This window comes from Nonomuraea sp. NPDC003214 (assembly GCF_053590035.1).
Map to the genome: position 1 here is coordinate 14150 of NZ_JBSFSX010000026.1, position 18673 is coordinate 32822.

Sequence of the window (18673 nt, forward strand, 5' to 3'; positions counted from 1 at the left end):
CGTCCACAATGATGCCGAGAGCCGAGCGTGGGGGCATTGCCCTTGGCAACGTCCGTGTTCCTCGAAGAAGCCCTGTTGCGTAAGCGGTCGAAGCTGTCCTGGAGTGCGGTCAAGCAACCGGTGCCGCAGCTCCCTCAGTGAGCCTGCCATCGGTCATGGTCAGAACGCTGTCCGCCATGGCCAGGGTAGCCAGGTCGTGCGTGACCATCACCGTGGCCAGGTTGTTGTTCCTGGTGAGGTCGGCCAGCAAGGACACGACTTGGTTGCCCCGGTGGTGATCGAGTGCGCTGGTGGGCTCGTCGACCAGCAGGATTTCGGGTGCATTCATCAGTGCGCGGGCAATGTTGACCCGCTGGCGTTCGCCTCCGGACAGTTGGTGCGGGCGCTTGTGCTCCTTGCCGGCGAGATCTACGGCGTGCAGCAATTCCCTTGCCCGCTTGGTCGCGCCACGGGGGGACTGCCCCGCCAGGTGAGCCATCGTCAAGAGCTGGTCGAGCGCGCTGAGCGATGGCAGCAGGTTCGGCTGCTGGAACACGATGCCGATATGGTCGCGACGGACCTTGGTGCGCTTGCCCTGGCCGGCCCGAGAGACGTCCTGTCCGACGATGCTGACGGTGCCCGAATCGGGCGTGATGAGGGTGGCAGCGACGGCGAGCAGGCTCGACTTGCCCGAGCCCGATGGGCCGACGACGATGGTGAACTCTGCCGGTTTAACGGACAAACTGACCCGGTCGAGCGCGGTCAGGACGCGCCCACCGTCGGGGTAGGTGAGGACGACGTCGGTGAGCTTGAGTGTCATCGGGAGGCTCCGAGCGCGATCAGAGGGTCGACAGAGGTGATCTTGCGGATGGCCAGCGCGGCACCGGCGGCGCCGAGCAGGATCATCACCGCAACCGGCACCACAGTCGTGGTCACCGAGAGCACGAACGGGACGGTGCCTTCGGCGAGCGCGCCGAGCGCCGCGCCGACCGCCCCACCGGCACCGGCGCCGAGCAGCAGCACGATGACGGCCTGGGCAAGCGCGTCACGCAGCAGGTAGCCCGCGCTCGCGCCCAGCGCCTTGAGCACAGCGACGTCGCCACGCCGCTGAATCGTCCAGACGGTGAAGAACGCGCCGATGACCAGGGCGGAGATCGCGAACAGGAAACCGCGCATGAGCTGCAGCGAACCGTTCTCGGATGAGAAGGAGCCAATTGCGGCAGGAGCGTCGGGCAACGGGACGGTCGTGGTACCGAGCTTGGTGTCGGCCACCGACAGTTCTGTGGCCTCGCTGGTGCGCAGAGTCAGGACGGTGGCCACCGTGTCAGCGCCGGCCTGCCGGCCCATCCACTCCCAATCGTCAATGCCGATCCAGGCAACCGGGGTGTGACTGTAGGAGGCATCGCCCCCGATTCCAGCGACGATGAAGTCCTTGCCGGAAATTCGTACAGTGTTTCCGGCTTTCAGCCCGCTGTCTGTTGCCAGCGCGGCGGATAGGACGACCTTCCCAGTGCTGACCGGTCGCCCCTGCGCGAGTTCGCCTCCCGGCTGGACGCCAAAGAGGGCCGCTCCCGTGCTCTGATCGTTACCAAAGGTAAGCCTCGACATGGAGACGCCCAGTCTTTCTGCGGTGACTCCGCTTACCTTCTGCCAGTTCTTCCAGGTTCGATCGGTGATGCGGCTGTCGGCGAAGGCAGGCTTGTCGCCGCTGGCGAAAACGATGTGGTCGGCGGGCAGGTTCTCCACCGCCGAGATATTCTCCTGCGCCAGGCCGGCGGTCAGACCGGACAACATCGTTACCAGCAGAGTGATGAGGAAGACGACGGCGCCCATCAGTGCGAACCGCCCCTTGGCGAAGCGTAGATCTCTCAGCGCCACAAACACGGCGCGTCCCCCGTTGCAAGCGAAGCCAACATGACTGCTTCAGCTTCCGCCCTCTCGACGTCTGCGTACATCGTGCACTCGGTCGGGCCGCAATCGTTCTTTTGCACGATGTGGCGGGGAGCGCTGTTGCATACGCTGAGCGAGACATGGCTGACTACCCGTTCCCACCCGCTCTCCGGCTGCTTCGGTGGGCCATCCACGGCACCTTCGCGACTCTCCTGATGATCGCGGTTGCTGGAGTCGCCCGGCAGGGACAGTCCTTGCCTGCGCTGGGTGGAGCATTGCTCGGAGCCCTGTACGCGACAGGCCTGGTGATCGAGGGGCGATTGCCGCACTTCGGCGGGCCGGTTCACCTGCGGTTAGGGCGACTGTGGCTGGTGCTGATCACGGCCGGGTGGGCGGCTCTCGCATTGACCGCCCAGCAGTTCGTCTGGCTGGCCTTCCCGCTCTTTTTCGCCTACCTCCACCTGCTGTCCCTGGCCGTCGCGTTGCCCGGAGTAGCGGTGCTGACCGTGGCGGCGATCCTGGCTGCGGCCTGGCACGAGGACCGGTTGACCGCCGCACAGGTCATCGGGCCCACGATCGGTGCCGTCGTGGCGACCCTCATGGCGATGGTCTACAAGGCGCTTCACGCCGAGAGCGAGGAGCGCCGCCTGCTGATCGACGACTTGATCCGTACCCGTGGCAAGCTCGTCGAAGCGGAAAGCGACGCCGCCAGGCTGGCAGAGCGCGAACGCCTCGCCCGGGAGATTCACGACACCCTGGCGCAGGGCATGTCCAGCATCATCCTGCTGTTGCGCGCCGCCCGCCGCGACCTCGCCGAACAACCAGCGGAGGCGGAGCGCCGCATTGTCGAGGCGACCGACGCGGCGAAGGAGAATCTGGAGGAGGCAAGGAACTTCGTGCGAGCTCTGGCCCCGCCGGCGCTGCAGCAATCATCGCTGATTGCGGCATTGCGCAGGATCGGCGACTCGGCCCTGGCCGGGACCTCCATCCAGGCGCGTTTCGCAATCTCTGGCATCCCGTTCCCGCTGCCCGCCGACTACGACGCGACGCTGCTTCGTGTCGCGCAGGGCGCCCTGGGCAACGTTGGCCGGCATTCCGGCGCCGCACATGCCGGCGTGACCCTCACCTATATGGGCGACGCCGTCATGCTGGACGTCTACGACGACGGCCGCGGATTCGACCCGCGTAGACCCCTCGGACAGGCGCCGGGAACTGGATACGGCCTGCGGGCTATGCGCGAACGAGTAGCTACTCTCGGGGGCGCGCTCGCAGTGGAATCGTCTCCTGGAGAAGGAACGGCCATCGTGGCCACGCTGCCACTACCGCGAGGGGAGGCGGTGTGATCCGGCTCATCCTGGTCGACGATCACCCTGTGGTCCGTTCCGGCCTTCGCGCCATGCTGGCCGGACAGCCCGACTTCGAACTGGTCGGCGAGGCCGCCACTGCCGAGGAGGGTGTGAACCTGGCAAAGACGCTCGGACCGGACGTCGTGCTGATGGATCTTCAGCTGGGTCCGGGTATGCACGGCAGCGAGGCGACCCGGCGGATTGTCGAGCTGAACGGTCCCCGGGTCCTGGTCCTGACCACCTTCGACACCGACGCGGACATCGTGGCTGCCGTGGAAGCGGGCGCGATCGGCTACTTGCTCAAGGACGCGCCCTCGGACGATTTGCACGCCGCCATCCGCTCGGCCGCCGCGGGAGCCAGCGCCCTGGCTCCCAGCGTGGCTTCACGTCTGCTGGGTCGCGTCCGCGCTCCCGATACCGTGCTCAGCCCCCGTGAGCTGGAGGTCCTGAGCCATGTGGCAGCCGGCTTGTCCAACCGGCAGATCAGCAAGGCGATGTTCCTCAGCGAGACCACGGTCAAGACCCACCTGGCGCACATCTACGCCAAGCTCGGCGTGGATTCCCGCACCTCAGCCGTGGCTGTGGCCTCGAAGAAGGGTCTCATCCGTCCGCCGTGACCCGCTGGCAACGCGACGTTTCTGGCTTGCGGGCCACCGGCAGAGCTGGGCCTGAAGGCCCCCCGGCCGGGTCGGTGTCTGCTTCACGTCCACCGCGACAGCCGCAACCCTCAACGCTTGGCCGTGCTGGGCTCGGCGTGTGCCTGGTGACGGGATCAGCACCGGCCGACAGGCGCGTCAGATACGGTGCCGCACCTGAACCGCGACTCGCCTCCGGACGCTAGCCCCGCGTTCGGCGCCTCACGACCTCGCTACGGCCTCCACTGACGAAGCTGACCTCTGCCCGCGGCAGGTTTCGATCTTGGGCGCAGTATTGGCTGGCGTGCTCAGAAACTACAAACTGATCTAAGAAGGGGTGTGCCCGCAATTCGATGGCTTACGGGCGAGTAGGCCGGATCGCCGCTACGGTGAGCGTGGTGCGGAGCTGAGACCCGCCTGCCCGCCCAGCGCGGTGCAGGCCGCCGCCCGCGCCGCAGTCAGCGGGCCAGAGGGATGATCCTGCGGAACCTGCCGTCGGCCGACTGCCCGGCGGCTTGTCTGCGCGTTCCAGTCCGACGCGCTCGGCCAGCAGGGCCGAGTTTGTGATGCCCAGGTCGATCATGTCGCCAGGTACGGCGCGCTCATAGCGACGGGCGCGGATCGCGGCGCCGGTGAGGGAGCCGCAGTCGGCCAGAATGGGCACGCCGTGGCGGCGTAGGACGCGGGTGATGGTCCTGGCCGACACTCCCATGGCCGGGGCGATGCAGGCGGGCCGAGTCCCGCAGGTGGGCGCGGGCGGTCAGCACCTTGGTGGCGTCGGGGGTGCGGTGCCGGCAGGAGCGGGGCCGCTGCGCCGTTCGCGCAGGCCGTTCCAGCCCTCTGCGCGGAACCGGCGCATCCACCGATGCCCGCACCGGCGGCAGGCCCCGAGCTCAGCCCACACGCGCGACCGGGCGACCGCCGTACACGACACGGCGAATCAGCAGGTATCCGCCATGAAACGTCAGCCAGGCGTCAGCGTGACCCATCAAGATCTCCGAGTGGTGGTGAAGTCGGCAACTCCACTACGCCCGGAGAGTTCCAGTTGATCAATGGCCCGAGACCGCTGTCACCAAGATCTTGGCCACGTACACCTAAGGGGGGCCAGTGTAGAAACCGCCTCCTTGGAGTACGTGGTGTCGCTGGTGAAGGTCGCAACAGACCTACCCTGCCCGGGTCGAGCCGCGCGAGTTCCGGTGCCTGCACCTGTCCAAGGGTGGACGCAAAGTGGATCGCTTCGGCCGACTCCGTCCGAGGCCCTGTTGGACACGACTCCCGCCCGGCTTGGCTGGTGCCACACAGCGGTGACGTAGACACCCACCGCAAGCGCGATAAGGAGAAGTCCCATGCACGCTCAGCTCAAGGCTGCCCTGCTGACCGCAGTCACCGTCCTGGCCCTTGGCCCGGCAGCCGTCACGCTTCCCGCCGCCGCCAGTGTCGGCACGCCGACCGCTGCACAGCCGACCAGCATGCGACCCACCGCACTCACGGACGACACGTGCGGCCATTACACCAAGGGCTCAACGGAGTACTACCGCAACTGCAAGGACATCAGCGAGAGGATCTGGGTCACCTACAGGAGGTCTTCCGACAACCAGCATTTCTGCGTCCCGGCGAACAAGCAGGTCGAACTCGGCTACTACCTGAATGTCTACGGCGTCTATCACGACAGCTGGGGCTGCTGAGGCTCAGGTCGCCCGGGCTGAGCCAGGTCTGACGCTCGGTTCAGCCCGGAGCGGCCATCGCATCGTCGCGTCGGGGTCTGTACGGTCAGTGGTGTAACTCCTGATCAAGGAGAACGCACCTGATGAGTACTGTGATCCAGGCATCGACGGAGATCGACCTGGAGGACGTCGGCGTGGTGCGTGAGCCGAAGGACAGCACTGCCAAGGAGTCGGACCGGGAGCTGGTGGCTCGGCTGGTCGATCAGGCCCGCACTGAGGGGGGTGGAGCTGGTCGGTGAGAACGGGCTGCTGGGCCGGCTGACCAAGCTGGTACTGGAGTCCGCGCTTGAAGGTGAGATCACCGACCATCTCGGCTACGACAAGCACCAGCGCTCCGGCGATACGGCCAACAGCCGCAACGGCGCCCGCTCCAAAACGGTGATCACCGACGTCGGGCCTGTCGAGATCACCGTCCCGCGCGATCGGGACAGCAGTTCTGAGCCGAAGATCGTGCGCAAGCGGCAGCGACGACTGTCCGGCGTCGATGAGATGGTCATCTCGCTGGCCGCCAAGGGCCTGACCACCGGCGAGATCTCCGCCCACGTGGCCGAGGTCTACGGCGCCGACGTCTCCAAGCAGACCATCTCCACCATCACCGACAAGGTGCTTGACGGCATGGCCGAGTGGCAGAACCGGCCGCTCGACCCGGTCTACCCGGTGATCTTCATCGACGCTGTCCACGTGAAGCTGCGCGACGGTCAGGTCGCCAACCGGCCCATCTACGTGGCGCTGGCCGTCACCGTCGATGGCGAGCGCGACATCCTCGGCCTGTGGGCCGGCGACGGCGGCGAAGGGGCCAAGTTCTGGCTACATGTGCTCACCGAGATCAAAAACCGCGGCGTTGCGGACGCGCTGATGGTGGTCTGCGACGGCCTCAAGGGACTGCCGCAGGCCATCGAGACCGTCTGGCCCCAGGCCATCGTGCAAACATGCGTCGTGCATCTGCTGCGCGCTTCGTTCCGGTATGCCGCCCGCCAGCACTGGGATGCCATCGCCAAGGCCCTCAAACCCGTCTACACCGCCCCGACCGAGGCCGCCGCACTCGAGCGCTTCTACGAGTTCGCTGAGGTCTGGGGCGGCAAGTACCCGGCGATCGTGAAGCTGTGGGAGGACGCCTGGGCCGAGTTCGTGCCCTTCCTCAACTTCGACACCGAGATCCGTCGGGTGATCTGCTCGACCAACGCGACCGAGTCGGTCAACGCCCGCATCCGGCGAGCGGTCAAGGCCCGCGGCCACTTTTCGAACGAGCAGGCCGCGCTCAAGTGCGTCTACATGGCGATCACGAGTCTGGACCCGACCGGCAAGGGCCGCAAACGCTGGATCACCCGCTGGAAGGCGGCCCTGAACGCCTTCGCCATCACCTTCGACGGCCGCCTGAACCCGACCACCCGCTAATCAAACAGAATCGAGATACACCACTGACTGGACACACCCGTCCGCGTCGTCACCCGCAACCCCGCGTCGGGCGATTCCGGACCAGGTCGAAATCACGACCGGCGACCTGACCCAGCCGGAGGACCCTTGGCCAGCACGTTGCGGGCGCCACGACGGAGACGCCTTGAGCTGAGCGAGAGCTAGAGACCTGCCCGGCGGCGTGAATCAGGCCAACGTGGTGTTCGTAGCGGTGGTGTAGGCGTCGACAGTCGGCCTCCTATCGGCCTCAAGGGTCATGACGTCGTTGATGTGGCTTCGGTCAGCGGCTTGTGGGGGTAGGCGCGCAGCACGAGGGACGTGGTGACAGGGCCGTATCGGGCAAGTGCATCGACGACTTTTTCGAGTCGTCCTGCCTGCGGACAGTAGACCTGGAAGATGAGGCAGTCCTCCCCCGTAACCCTGAGGCTGGAGACGATCTCGGGGGTCTGCGAGGCGAAGTCCAGGGCGCGTGCGAGCCGGGCGTGTGTGGTGCGGAGCCGGATGACCGCGTGGATGTTCAACCCGAGGGCTACCGGGTCGACCACGGCCCGGTAGCCGGTGATGACACCACTTTTCTCCAATCGTTGGATGCGCGCGCTGGCCGCGGGCTGCGAGAGCCCGACCCGGCGCCCCACCTCCGCGCCGCTCAGTCGGCCGTCAGCCTGGAGCAGGGCGAGGATGTCCTGGTCTATGCGGTCGAGTGATTCCATCGTTGTCAGCACCATTCTCCTTGAGATCGCTCGTGAGACCGTCGCTGTCCTGATGGATTCAACAGAATCTGCACCAGGCGCTCCCAGGATGGCAGGGAGCGACGAGTGGAATGGTGGTAGGCAGTGGTCGCATACGTCGTCATCCCGGGTATCGAGGGTTCGGACCGACAGCACTGGCAGACCTTGTGGGAGCGGCAGTGGGGCACCTCGGCGGTGCGGATCTCCCCGGCCTCGTGGTCGGCTCCCAATCTGGACGACTGGGTCAAGGCTGTCCAAGAGGCTTATGACTATGCTCGCCGGCAAGACAGCCGCGTGGTGCTGGTCGCCCATAGCCTGGGTTGCTGGGCGGCGTCCACCTGGCTGAACAGCAATCCCTCAAGTCCGATCGGCGGCGCATTCCTGGTCGCGCCCCCCGACCCGCACGGGCCGGCCTTTCCTCGCCGGGCAGCCGCCACGTTCATGGAGGTGTCGGCACGGCCGTTGCCGTGCCCGGCCCTGGTGGTGGGCAGCGCCGACGACCCGTACTGCACCCCCCAGGCGGGCGCCGGCTTCGCGAGGCGGTGGGATGCGCGGTGGCATCTGGCGGGCGCGCGCGGACACCTCAACTCCGCCAGCGGCCTGGGCTCGTGGCGGGATGGCCGTGAACTCCTGGACTCGCTGACCCTGCAATGAGTGACCACCACAAGGGATGCATCAGCATCTGGAGCGCCCTCGCGTTACGCCGCGCTCTCTCGCGGGAGAAAGGTGGCAGGCTCTGGCCGTGCCCCGCAGCCTCGATGCCAGGCATGGTGGTCCTGGACCAGAGCGATATAGGGCTCGATTGGCCTGGTGGTGAAGGCCGCAGCCTGCCCTCGGCCTCCATGCGAACACCCCGCAGCACGCCGCCAGACGGCGTGTACGGCTCTCGCTCGATGCCAGGCATCATCCGTACGCGCTGGGTGAAGATGCGTGGGGCGGGCGGGGAACCGGTGCCGGGGGCGCGGATCGGTCACGAGCGCTCCCGATGTTGTGGTTGAGGAGGGTAAGGAAGACCGTAGTCCATCACATCTCCTTCTCGCGGCCTGCCGCATAGGCCGTGAGCGGCCTTGACGGAACGCGCCGTCCACGGCACGGAACTGGCCCTATCGTGGACGGTGAGGCCGGATGGTGCAGGCGTCCCGCTCTGGGCCGGGTGCGCCCGCGCCAGAACGCGCGACCGGCCGTGAGCTCATCAGGCCCGGCCTCCCATCCACTTCTCGCCTCGTCACCCGTCCACGCTGCTCAGCACGGCGGGGAACTGGCTGCTTAAACTGGAGGCACCGTCGGACCTCGTTCGGGATCGCCCAGCGGTGGCTCTCCTCCTGAGTGTCACGGATGCTCGCCCACAACAGCTCAAGGTCGTAGCAGTTCTTCACGTGGTGGACGCCGCGCTCCGCGCCGCCATCGCGCGACCCCGCTGACGCTGACAGCCATTCGCTGCCGGGGAAATTGTGGGCCGCCGTTCTGATATGAACCGCTTCCGTTCGTAGATTCGCACGGAGGTGCCGAAGCGCGTTTCTGCGAAGTCGTGGCCCAGCGAAGCAGCAGGCTCCCGGACGTCCTGGATCTGCCCGGCGCCGGAAAGGTGACCGGCGATCTGAGCGCACTTCCTACCGCCGGACAGCGTGTGCCACCCGTGTCGCAAGCTTGAGGAGAGCGGAGTCACGCTGGCCGAAGGCACCGGCAAGCCCGGCGGCCTGATAGACGTCCGCGGATCACGGCATGGCCAAGGATTTTCAATGATGAGGATGATGTATGTAGGGCTTCACTTGTGTCCCTCGCTCTGCACCTAACCTGACAGGGGGCAGACGGGCCCCGTGCGGGAGGTTGCCGTGCGAATCCCAACTGTGAGGCGGATGCCATGACAATGCCCATCATCGTTGGTATGGACGGATCAGCACCCTCGTTGCGGGCCGCGATATGGGCTGCACGAGAGTCAGCGATCCGGGGCACCTCACTGCGGATGCTCCACGTGGTGTCCGAGTGGAGCTACGACGTGCCTCTGGTGCCTCAGCCGCGAACCTGGGGCGCGGAGGCCGAGGTGGCGGCCAGGGAGATGCTCAGCCACGCAACCGATCATGTCAGGGCGAACAAGCCGGATCTCCGAGTAACTGCCGATATCATCTTCGGCCGAACGGCCGATATGCTGGTCGGCGCGGCTGAGGAGGCGCAGCTTCTGGTTGTGGGAAGCCGTGGCCGTGGCGGGTTCGCCGAACTGCTGCTGGGCTCGGTGAGCCGTGAGGTGGCGGCCAGAGCGCCATGTCCTGTCGCTGTCGTTCGTGAGCAGCACACCGGCGATCGCGGTGAGATCGTCGTCGGGATCAGCGGAAAGCCTGGGCAGGAATCTCTTCTAGATTTCGCCTTTCGTGAGGCGGTGCTGCGCAATGCCACCTTGCGAATGGTTCACACCTGGGTTCACCCCGTTACGAGATGGCTGGGGGACCTGCAGCCCATTGTCTATGACGTGGACGAGATGAATCAGGAAGAGGCCCTCCGCCTCAATGAGGCCGTGGCAGGTTGGCGCGAGCAGTTTCCGGATGTCGTTGTCGTCCCACACGTCGTGCACGGACATGCAGCCCAGGTGCTGATCGAGACTTCGGCCGATGCCGACATCCTTCTCATCGGAGGGCGCAGTGGAGCTTCAGCCCTTTTCGGTCAGGGCGGTACGGCCCATGCGGTGCTCCATCATTCACGCGTGCCAGTCGTCGTTGTCCGACCTTGATCGCCACCGCCACCAGCGGCGGGCGCCTTAATGGAACCGGCCTTGCCTGGCCGGCTACGAACAGGCCGGGCAGTAGCCGCGGCCACGAGTCTTTGGGAACCGGGTCACACCACAGCGAGGACAGCACCGCACATGGCGTCCTTAACGGCAAGGACTGTCGCCCCCGCAACTGCCCAGCAAGCAACGTCGGCGAACTCAGCCCAGGCGACAGCATTCCTGCCGAGTGGTGCACGGTGACCAGTTCTACCGCCGATCGTGCACAGGACAGCGGGCACGTCCATCCGATGACGAACATGTCGGGCGAAGGTGCGCGGCACGAAGTGGGCAAGGTGATCGTTCCGCGCCCATAACGCCAGCCCATGAGCCGTCGGACGCCGCCAGCCGGCCCGTCAGCGTCCGCCTCTCGTCCTTGGATAACACCACGGCGTGCAACTCGCTGTCTGCCATGCGTCAGCACACCTCAAGCCGCCAGCTACCGTCACCACCGCACAGTCAATCTGACGCGAAAACGCGCCGCATATGGTGTCCCGAATCCTAGCGGCCAACTCACGGGGAGATCGGTCAGGCCAGCGATCGGCGGTTCCCCGGCCCGCGGGAGCAGGGCGGGGAGCGCTGCACTGAGCGTCGCCCACGCCTTGGGTGGGCCCCGGACAGCGCAAGTTCCTCCAGTGCAGGCGTCACCCAGTCGAGCGAGAGGTCGGCAGCATTTGTGACGGCGAAGCGTGCTTGTGGCGCGGTTCGTGGCGGACAGCGAGTGACACGAACATGGGCACGAAGCAGAAGCTCGACATCGTCCAGAACCTCTCTCGTGCCAGTGTCCTCGCGAGGCTGGCGAAGGGGCAAAACGACGGCCCCGCCCTGCGACGTGCCGAACATCGGCATGGCGAACGTGTTCGTCGTGCAGCGGGCGACCCTGTATCTGCTGCCGCTGTGCCACTTCCTTAGCCCCCAGCCACTCGACGCCGGTGACCTGCTGACGCCGCCGCCCGCCCCAACCGGATCCTGCACTCCTCACCCGATGCCCGCCACATATGACAAGGCGCCCGGCGGTGTGGACCGCCGGGCGCCTGAAAGCTGGTCAAGGAGCGGGCACGGGGAACGACGCGGCCAGGCGCTCCCCCCATCGCCTGGCTCGATCTAGCTCGCCCTCCACCAGAGGACCCTGCGTACCGGTGACGTAGAAGCTCTGCACCGGAGCGACGGACCTGATGCCGAGACGCCGCAGCCGCCGGGCCACCGCCTGCGCGGCCGAGCCCGGAAGGCGAGGCTTGGCGACGCGGGTGTCGAAAGCAGCCGAGCCGAGGGCGGCCGAGGACGTGCTCAGCGCGGCCAGCCATTCCCGCACGCCCCTCCCCGGGGAGACCAGTGGCCCGGCCGCCTGCTCGGCTGCCGACCGGCGGGTGGAGGCGCGGCTCATGGAAAAGGCGTGCGTCGGCCCGCCCACCACGAGCAGCGCGATTTCCGGTCCCACGTGGGAGGGCGCGGTGCCGACCTCCGTCACCTCGGCCCGCATCCGGGTGGCCAGTCCCTCCGCCACCGCCTCAGCGATCTTCCGGGTGTTGCCGAACATGGACTCGTAGACCACGAGTGCGTCCATGTCACGCCTCCCTCCAGCTCCGTGTCGGCGGAACCGGTACGTCTCGCGACGGCAGGACCGGTTCGAGATGGAACATGCCGGTCAGTACATCGCCCGGCTCGTCCGTGGTTTCGGTGCGGCCGGCGACCGCGGACACCACGTCGCGGGCGGTGATCAAACCGATCAGGCCGTCGCCGGTCAGGACGGGCACGGCATCGACGTCGGCGTCGAGCATGACGGCCGCGACCCGTACCAGCGGCGCGTCCGGGCCTACCCACGGCCTGCGCCCCTTGTCCAGCAATTCGCGCACCGAACGGGTGGACTGCTCCTGCGGTCCGCCGGACCAGGACGCGGCCAACTTCTCGCGGGTCAGGATGCCCAGGACCTGCCGCCCGTCGACGACCGGCAGGTGATGCACGCCGGCCCGGCGCATCAGTTCCCAGGCCATCAGCGGCGACTCCGCCGGTTTGACGGCCACCAGGATGCGGCTCATCACCTGCCCCGCCGTCATCGACTCGACGCTCATGACTCCTCCCCCGCGCGGTGCCGGACCACGGCGACCGGGCAGGTCACGTGGTGCAGCACGCCGTGGCTGACCGAGCCGAGCACCGCCGAGGCGAAGCCGCCCCGCCCGCGCGATCCCACCACCAGCAGGTCGGCCGACTCCGCCGCGTGGATCAGAGCGGCGACCGGGTGAGAGTGTGACTGTTCGTCGGTGATGACCACGTCGGGATTGCCGAGCCGCCACGGGGTGACACGTTCGCGCGCCGCCCGTCTCTCCTCCTTCATCGCCTGCTCGATCAGGCTGTTGTAGGAGACGGCGTACGGGGAGAAGAAGGTCGGCGCCTGCCAGGACGTGACCACGTGCAGCTGCGCCCGGCGGGCCCGCGCTTGCCCGAGGGCGTACTCCATGGCGGCGCGCGAGTGCTCCGAGCCGTCGTAGCCGACCACGACCCTGCCGTGCTCGACCACGCGCGGGGCGCGGACGACGACGACCGGACCGGCGGCGTGCCCCGCCACGGCGATACTCACCGAGCCGACCAGCAGCCGGGTGAACCCGCCAAGGCCGCGGCTGCCCAGCACCAGGCTGTCGGCCGACGCGGACTCGGCGATCAACTGATCGACCGCATGTCCGGGCAGCAGTTCGGTGGTCACCTTGACGCCGCTGCCCAGAGCGCGCGCCCGATCGGCGGCGGCCTCCAGCGTGCCTGTGCAGTACTCGGCGCCCTCGGCGTAGGGCCATTGCTCGCACACGTGCACGATCCGTAGGTCCAGCCGGCGCCGCTGAGCGTCGGCGGCGGCCCATTCCACCGCCGCGGTCGCCGGTGCGGACCCGTCCACACCGACCACGATCTGACCGGTCATCGCACAGCTCCTTCATGCTGGGGGATCTCTTGCCGCCAGCCTCGCCGCGGCGGCGACGCGGCACCGGAGGAGGAAGTCCCGGAAGCCGCCGCCATTGGTCCCGATCAGGAAGACGGCACACATCACCTGGCCGTCCGGCTCCCCGGGCAAGGACCAAAGGCTCTGCCTCCGCGGTGGCTCCTGGAGCTGTCATGAGAGTGGAACCCCAGCACAGGAGGTCGTCATGCGCATGACAGTCAGCGACGTCATGACCACGCCAACGCCGTCGGTCGGCGTCGACACGCCGTTCAAGGAGGTGGCTGAGATCCTCGTCGAACACGGGGTGGGTGCCGTCCCTGTGATCGACGGCGAGCACCGGGTGATCGGTGTCGTCTCCGAGACGGATCTGCTGCCGAAGGAGGAGTACAAGGAGCAGTTCCGGCGCGAGGGTTACCGGCCCTCGCTACGTGCACGCCTGCGCCGGTATCTGTCGCCCGGCCGTGGCCGGGGCAGGGCGAAGGCCTGCGCGGACACCGCGGCGGGGATCATGACGGCTCCTGCTGTCACCGTGCGCGGGCAGGTCGCGGCCGTCTACGCGATGAGGCTGCTGGACGAACACGGCGTGCGGAGCCTGCCGGTCGTCGACGAGCAAGGGCGCCTGGCCGGGGCGGTCAGCCGGCATGACCTGGTCAAGGTGCTCATCCGCCGGGATGAGGAGATCGCTCGCGAGATCCGGCGGGACATCCTCGATCACGCCGCCACGTTGGACACCTCCGGAGTGCGGATCAGTGTGACACGAGGTGTCGTGATCCTGAGCGGGCGGGCCAGGACGCGGACCGACACCGTGCTGCTCGCCACCTCGAGCAGGCGGGTCAACGGGGTCGTGGACGTCCTGAACGAGCTGCTGTGGGACGAGGACGACACCTGACCTCCCCGCGGCGGGACCTTTGACCCTGGCCGCCGACCATGTGCTGGACAAGCGTGGAGACGAGACCACGAGCGAGAACACCGAGGAGGCGCCATGAAAGCGCTGATCTACCAGGGGCCTGGACAACGTGTCTGGAAGGAGGCTCCCGACCCGCAACTCGTCGAGCCGACCGATGCGGTCGTGAGGGTGGACGCGGTCACCATCTGCGGCACCGACCTGCACATCCTCAAGGGCGATGTGCCCGCGGTGCGGCCGGGCACCGTCCTCGGGCACGAGGCGGTCGGCACGGTCGTGGCGACCGGCGCGGCCGTCGGCACGGTCAAGCAGGGTGACCGCGTGCTGGTGTCGTGCATCTCGGCGTGCGGGCGCTGCCGTTACTGCCGCACCGGCATGTACGGTCAGTGCCTGGGTGGCGGCGGCTGGATCCTGGGCCACCGCGTCGACGGGACCCAGGCCGAGTATGTCCGGGTGCCGTTCGCCGACACCTCCACCCATCTGCTGCCCGACGGCGTCACGGACGAGGCGGCGCTGATGCTCGCCGACATCCTGCCCACCGCCTACGAGGTGGGCGTGCTCAACGGCCACGTCCAACCGGGCAGCACGGTCGTCGTCGTCGGCGCCGGCCCGATCGGCCTGGCGGCGATCACCACCGCGCAGTTGTTCACGCCCGGTCACATCGTCGCCGTCGACCCCGCCCCCGCGCGGCTGGAGGCGGCCAAGCAACTGGGCGCCGACCTGCTCGTCGGGACCGGTGACGACGCGGCCGCCGCGGTCAGCGAGCTGACCCGCGGCCTGGGCGCGGACGTCGCCATCGAGGCCGTCGGCATCCCGGAGACGTTCGAGCTGTGCACCCGCCTGGTGCGCCCCGGCGGCCACGTCGCCAACGTCGGCGTCCACGGCGCGCCCGCGACGCTGCACCTCGAGGATCTGTGGATCCGCAACGTGACCATCACCACCGGCCTGGTAGACACCTACTCGACCCCGGCGCTGCTGGACATGATCGCCGCCGGACGGCTGGATCCCACTCGGTTCATCACCCACCGCTTCGCCCTGGACGAGATGCCCGCGGCCTACGAGACGTTCTCCGACCCGCGGTCGACCGGAGCGCTCAAGGTCGTCCTGTCGCGCAGATGACGGCAGGACCTTGGTCCCGCTCGCGGATGCCTTTGGGCCGCGGCGAGCGGGCCCTCGTCCGAGCAGAGTGAAGGCGGACATCCGATCCGAAGGGGGAACGATGGCGACCACGGCGATCGAGTTCGGGGCATGGCGCGGCTTTCACGGCACTGCCTGGCGGAACCAGGTGGACGTCCACGCCTTCATCCAGGCCAACGTCACGCCGTACACCGGCGACGAAAGCTTTCTGTCCGGCCCCACCCAACGGACGCGAGCCGTGTGGGCGAGGATGACGGCGCTTTTCCCCGAGGAGCGGCGGCGAGGCGTCCACGACGTCGACACGGCCACCCCGTCCTCCATCACAGCTCACCGCCCCGGGTACATCGACCCCGACCGTGAGCTGATCGTGGGGCTGCAGACCGACGCGCCGCTGAAGCGTGCCATCATGCCCGCCGGCGGGTTGCGCATGGTCGAGTCCGGGCTGGCCGCCTACGGGTACAAGCTCGATCCGGTGGTGAAGGAAATCTTCAGCAAGTACCGGAAGACTCACAACGACGGCGTGTTCGACGCCTACACTCCCGAGATCCTGCGCGCTCGCAAGGCGGGCCTGATCACCGGCCTGCCGGACGCATACGGCCGCGGCCGCATCATCGGCGACTACCGGCGCGTCGCGCTCTACGGTGTGGACCGCCTGATCGAGGCCAAGCGGGCGGAGCTGCATTCGCTGGACGACTCGGACGCCACCGACGCGGTGATCCGCGACCGGGAAGAGCTGGCCGAGCAGATCCGTGCCCTTGACGAACTGAAGCAGATGGCAGCCGCCTACGGCCACGACATCTCCCGCCCGGCTGCCACCGCGCACGAGGCGATCCAGTGGCTGTACTTCGCCTACCTGGCCGCTGTCAAGGAGCAGAACGGCGCCGCCATGTCGCTCGGCCGCACCTCCACGTTCGTAGACATCTACCTGGAACGAGACCTCGCCGAGGGCTGGATCAGCGAGGAGCGGGCGCAGGAACTCGTCGACGATTTCGTCATCAAGCTGCGCATCGTCCGCTTCCTGCGCACCCCGGAGTACGACCAGCTCTTCTCCGGTGACCCCACCTGGGTGACCGAGTCGATCGGCGGCCTCGGGCAGGACGGACGTCCCTTGGTCACCCGGACGAGCTTCCGCTATCTGCAGACGCTGCGGAACCTCGGCCCAGCGCCCGAACCCAACCTGACCGTGTTCTGGTCGAGGCGGCTGCCCGAGCCGTTCAAACGGTTCTGCGCCGCACTGTCGATCGAGACCAGCGCCCTGCAGTACGAGAGCGACGAGCTGATGCGGCCCCGCACCGGCGACGACACCGCCATCGCCTGCTGCGTGTCGGCCGCCCCGGTCGGCAAGCAGATGCAGTTCTTCGGTGCCCGCGTCAACCTGGCCAAGACGCTCCTGTACGCGATCAACGGCGGCCGCGACGAGATCACCGGCGCGCAGGTCGGCCCCGTCCATCCGCCGGTGACCGGCGAGGTCCTCGACTACGAGCAGGTCACCGCCGCCTTCGACCGGATGATGGACTGGCTGGCGCGCACCTACGTCAACGCCCTCAACATCATTCACTACATGCACGACAAGTACGCCTACGAGCGCCTTGAGATGGCGCTGCACGACTACCCGGTCAAGCGCACCCTGGCCTGCGGCATCGCCGGGCTGTCCGTCGCCGCCGACAGCCTGTCGGCCATCAAGCACGCCCGCGTCAGGGTGATCCGCGACGCCACCGGCCTCGCCGTCGACTACGAAGTCGAGGGCGCCTATCCGGCCTACGGCAACAACGACGACCGCGCCGACGCCATCGCCGTCGACCTGGTCCGCTCGTTCATGGCCAAGATTCGCAAGCACCCCGCGTACCGGGACGCCGAACACACTCAGTCCGTGCTCACCATCACCTCCAACGTCGTGTACGGCAGGCACACCGGCAACACCCCCGACGGCCGCCGCACCGGCGAGCCGTTCGCGCCCGGAGCCAATCCGATGAACGGCCGCGACCGCCACGGCATGATCGGCTCTGCCCTGTCGGTTGCCAAGGTCCCCTATGACCAGGCCCTCGACGGCATCTCGCTGACCAACACCGCCACCCCGGACAGCCTCGGCCGCACACCGGTCGAACGCGTGGACAACCTGGTCGGCGTGCTCGACGGGTACTTCGACGCAGGCGGCTTCCACATGAACGTCAATGTGCTCAGCCGCGCGGTCCTGCTGGACGCCATGGACCACCCCGACCGCTACCCGCAGCTGACCATCCGCGTCTCCGGCTACGCGGTCAACTTCGTCCGCCTCACCCCCGACCAGCAGCGCGACGTCATCAACCGCACCTTCCACGGCTCGCTGTGACCGGTCAGAGATGAACGGTTCCGTCAGCTCCTGGGACCTGTCAGTCGGCGTGGACGGCCCCGGCACCCGCTTCGTCGTGTTCACCGCGGGCTGTCCATTGCGCTGCCAGTACTGCCAGAACCCCGAGACCTGGCGGATGCGCGACGGCCGCCAGGTCACGGTCAACGAGCTCATGGATGAGATCGGCAAGTACGGGCGCTTCATCTCGGTAGCCGGCGGTGGGGTGACAGTCAGCGGCGGTGAACCGCTGCTCCAGCCCGGCTTCACCGCCGAGCTGCTGAGCCGCTGCCACGCCGGCGGCCTGCACACCGCGCTGGACACCTCCGGCCTCCTCGGCGTGCGCGCCACCGATTCCATGCTGGCCGACACCGATCTGGTCCTGCTCGACATCAAGTCCTACGACCCGGCCACCTACAGGCGGGTCACCGGCGGGCCGGTCGAACCAACGCTGCGCTTCGCTCACCGGCTGGCGGAGCTCGGCCGCCCGACGTGGATACGGTTCGTGCTTGTCCCCGGGCTCACCGACGCACCCGAGAACGTGGACGGCCTGGCGCGCTTCGTGGCCGGCCTGGGCAACGTCGAACGGGTCGATGTCCTGCCCTTCCACCGCATGGCCACAGCCAAGTACGAACGCCTCGGCTTGCGCTTCCCCCTGGCGCACGTCGCACCCCCCGATCAGGCTCTGCTCAGCCGGGTCCACGCCCAGTTCCGCGCCCACGGCGTGACCAGCGTCTGACCACTCGCGCGGTGGCCCCATCGAGTGCATCGGAGACGCACAGGGACGGCCGGCGCACCGCAGCAGGCCGGAGCCGCTCCCCGCCACGCGCGGGCATCGTGCGCGGTTTCCCTCCCGGCGCGGAGGACGGTACTGACGGGACCACCAAGGGCAGCTACCGCGAGGACTACC

General features: G+C 67.9%; 16 protein-coding genes and 1 pseudogene. 10 read left to right on the plus strand and 7 right to left on the minus strand.

Features of this window, described 5'->3' with window-relative positions:
• Positions 1-109: 109 nt before the first annotated feature.
• Both ACWDXC_RS42580 and ACWDXC_RS42585 read right to left on the minus strand, forming a co-directional pair.
• A complete protein-coding gene (locus ACWDXC_RS42580; protein WP_449992358.1) occupies positions 110-799 on the minus strand; it encodes an ABC transporter ATP-binding protein in 690 nt (229 codons plus the stop codon).
• The gene (locus tag ACWDXC_RS42585) at positions 796-1863 is read right to left on the minus strand and encodes an FtsX-like permease family protein (protein WP_449992361.1); all 1068 of its coding nucleotides are present in this window, start codon (positions 1861-1863) and stop codon (positions 796-798) included. The genes ACWDXC_RS42580 and ACWDXC_RS42585 overlap by 4 nt, the downstream gene beginning before the upstream one ends.
• Positions 1864-2009: 146 nt before the next feature.
• On the opposite strand from ACWDXC_RS42585, the gene ACWDXC_RS42590 reads away from it, so the two are divergent.
• A complete protein-coding gene (locus ACWDXC_RS42590; RefSeq protein ID WP_219517790.1) occupies positions 2010-3212 on the plus strand; it encodes a sensor histidine kinase in 1203 nt (400 codons plus the stop codon).
• The gene (locus ACWDXC_RS42595) at positions 3209-3832 is read left to right on the plus strand and encodes a response regulator transcription factor (RefSeq protein ID WP_449992364.1); all 624 of its coding nucleotides are present in this window, start codon (positions 3209-3211) and stop codon (positions 3830-3832) included. The genes ACWDXC_RS42590 and ACWDXC_RS42595 overlap by 4 nt, the downstream gene beginning before the upstream one ends.
• Before the next feature lie 778 nt (positions 3833-4610).
• On the opposite strand, the gene ACWDXC_RS42600 is transcribed toward ACWDXC_RS42595, so the two are convergent.
• Positions 4611-4784, minus strand: a complete 174-nt coding sequence (locus ACWDXC_RS42600) for a leucine zipper domain-containing protein (RefSeq protein WP_372455439.1) — start codon at positions 4782-4784, stop codon at positions 4611-4613.
• A 412-nt stretch (positions 4785-5196) separates the two neighbouring features.
• Between ACWDXC_RS42600 and ACWDXC_RS42605 the strand changes: the two genes are divergently transcribed.
• Positions 5197-5535 carry a hypothetical protein gene (locus ACWDXC_RS42605; RefSeq protein ID WP_219517795.1) on the plus strand — a complete coding sequence of 113 codons (339 nt, stop codon included), beginning with the start codon at positions 5197-5199 and terminating at the stop codon, positions 5533-5535.
• A gap of 122 nt (positions 5536-5657) precedes the next feature.
• Positions 5658-6969 (plus strand): annotated as a pseudogene (locus ACWDXC_RS42610) (IS256 family transposase).
• Positions 6970-7241: 272 nt separating this feature from the next.
• On the opposite strand, the gene ACWDXC_RS42615 reads toward ACWDXC_RS42610, so the two are convergent.
• Positions 7242-7697 (minus strand): Lrp/AsnC family transcriptional regulator, encoded by a 456-nt coding sequence (locus tag ACWDXC_RS42615; protein WP_375075208.1) that lies wholly within the window; start codon positions 7695-7697, stop codon positions 7242-7244.
• Between the two features lie 123 nt (positions 7698-7820).
• Here ACWDXC_RS42615 and ACWDXC_RS42620 point away from each other — a divergent pair, with 123 nt between their 5' ends.
• A complete protein-coding gene (locus ACWDXC_RS42620; RefSeq protein ID WP_449992369.1) occupies positions 7821-8369 on the plus strand; it encodes an RBBP9/YdeN family alpha/beta hydrolase in 549 nt (182 codons plus the stop codon).
• Between the two features lie 1213 nt (positions 8370-9582).
• Entirely contained in the window at positions 9583-10437 is an 855-nt protein-coding gene (locus ACWDXC_RS42625) for a universal stress protein (protein ID WP_449992449.1), read from the plus strand.
• A gap of 1078 nt (positions 10438-11515) precedes the next feature.
• Here ACWDXC_RS42625 and ACWDXC_RS42630 read toward each other — a convergent pair.
• From ACWDXC_RS42630 to ACWDXC_RS42640, 3 genes are read right to left on the minus strand one after another with little or no spacing between them, the layout of a single operon-like run.
• Positions 11516-12034 carry a flavodoxin family protein gene (locus ACWDXC_RS42630; protein WP_449992372.1) on the minus strand — a complete coding sequence of 173 codons (519 nt, stop codon included), beginning with the start codon at positions 12032-12034 and terminating at the stop codon, positions 11516-11518.
• Between the two features lies 1 nt (position 12035).
• Complete coding sequence (locus ACWDXC_RS42635; protein WP_449992375.1) at positions 12036-12539, minus strand: CBS domain-containing protein; 504 nt, start codon at positions 12537-12539, stop codon at positions 12036-12038.
• Entirely contained in the window at positions 12536-13378 is an 843-nt protein-coding gene (locus tag ACWDXC_RS42640) for a universal stress protein (RefSeq protein ID WP_375075212.1), read from the minus strand. Before ACWDXC_RS42640 ends, ACWDXC_RS42635 begins: the two co-directional genes overlap by 4 nt.
• A gap of 223 nt (positions 13379-13601) precedes the next feature.
• On the opposite strand from ACWDXC_RS42640, the gene ACWDXC_RS42645 reads away from it, so the two are divergent.
• From ACWDXC_RS42645 to pflA, 4 genes are all read left to right on the plus strand, one after another.
• Positions 13602-14285, plus strand: coding sequence for a CBS domain-containing protein (locus ACWDXC_RS42645; RefSeq protein WP_449992378.1), 684 nt, complete (start codon positions 13602-13604; stop codon positions 14283-14285).
• A gap of 93 nt (positions 14286-14378) precedes the next feature.
• Positions 14379-15419, plus strand: a complete 1041-nt coding sequence (locus ACWDXC_RS42650) for a zinc-dependent alcohol dehydrogenase family protein (protein WP_449992380.1) — start codon at positions 14379-14381, stop codon at positions 15417-15419.
• 100 nt (positions 15420-15519) lie between these two features.
• A complete protein-coding gene (pflB, locus tag ACWDXC_RS42655) occupies positions 15520-17766 on the plus strand; it encodes a formate C-acetyltransferase (RefSeq protein WP_449992383.1) in 2247 nt (748 codons plus the stop codon).
• Between the two features lie 10 nt (positions 17767-17776).
• Positions 17777-18502 (plus strand): pyruvate formate-lyase-activating protein, encoded by a 726-nt coding sequence (gene pflA, locus ACWDXC_RS42660; RefSeq protein WP_449992386.1) that lies wholly within the window; start codon positions 17777-17779, stop codon positions 18500-18502.
• Positions 18503-18673 lie beyond the last annotated feature (171 nt).

Coding starts and splice junctions, on each gene's coding strand:
- ACWDXC_RS42650 (WP_449992380.1), top strand. CDS start 14,379: ATGAAAGCGCTGATCTACCAGGGGCCTGGACAACGTGTCTGGAAGGAG.
- ACWDXC_RS42615 (WP_375075208.1), bottom strand. CDS start 7,697: ATGGAATCACTCGACCGCATAGACCAGGACATCCTCGCCCTGCTCCAG.
- pflB (WP_449992383.1), top strand. CDS start 15,520: ATGGCGACCACGGCGATCGAGTTCGGGGCATGGCGCGGCTTTCACGGC.
- ACWDXC_RS42645 (WP_449992378.1), top strand. CDS start 13,602: ATGCGCATGACAGTCAGCGACGTCATGACCACGCCAACGCCGTCGGTC.
- ACWDXC_RS42625 (WP_449992449.1), top strand. CDS start 9,583: ATGCCCATCATCGTTGGTATGGACGGATCAGCACCCTCGTTGCGGGCC.
- ACWDXC_RS42580 (WP_449992358.1), bottom strand. CDS start 799: ATGACACTCAAGCTCACCGACGTCGTCCTCACCTACCCCGACGGTGGG.
- ACWDXC_RS42605 (WP_219517795.1), top strand. CDS start 5,197: ATGCACGCTCAGCTCAAGGCTGCCCTGCTGACCGCAGTCACCGTCCTG.
- pflA (WP_449992386.1), top strand. CDS start 17,777: ATGAACGGTTCCGTCAGCTCCTGGGACCTGTCAGTCGGCGTGGACGGC.
- ACWDXC_RS42635 (WP_449992375.1), bottom strand. CDS start 12,539: ATGAGCGTCGAGTCGATGACGGCGGGGCAGGTGATGAGCCGCATCCTG.
- ACWDXC_RS42590 (WP_219517790.1), top strand. CDS start 2,010: ATGGCTGACTACCCGTTCCCACCCGCTCTCCGGCTGCTTCGGTGGGCC.
- ACWDXC_RS42640 (WP_375075212.1), bottom strand. CDS start 13,378: ATGACCGGTCAGATCGTGGTCGGTGTGGACGGGTCCGCACCGGCGACC.
- ACWDXC_RS42630 (WP_449992372.1), bottom strand. CDS start 12,034: ATGGACGCACTCGTGGTCTACGAGTCCATGTTCGGCAACACCCGGAAG.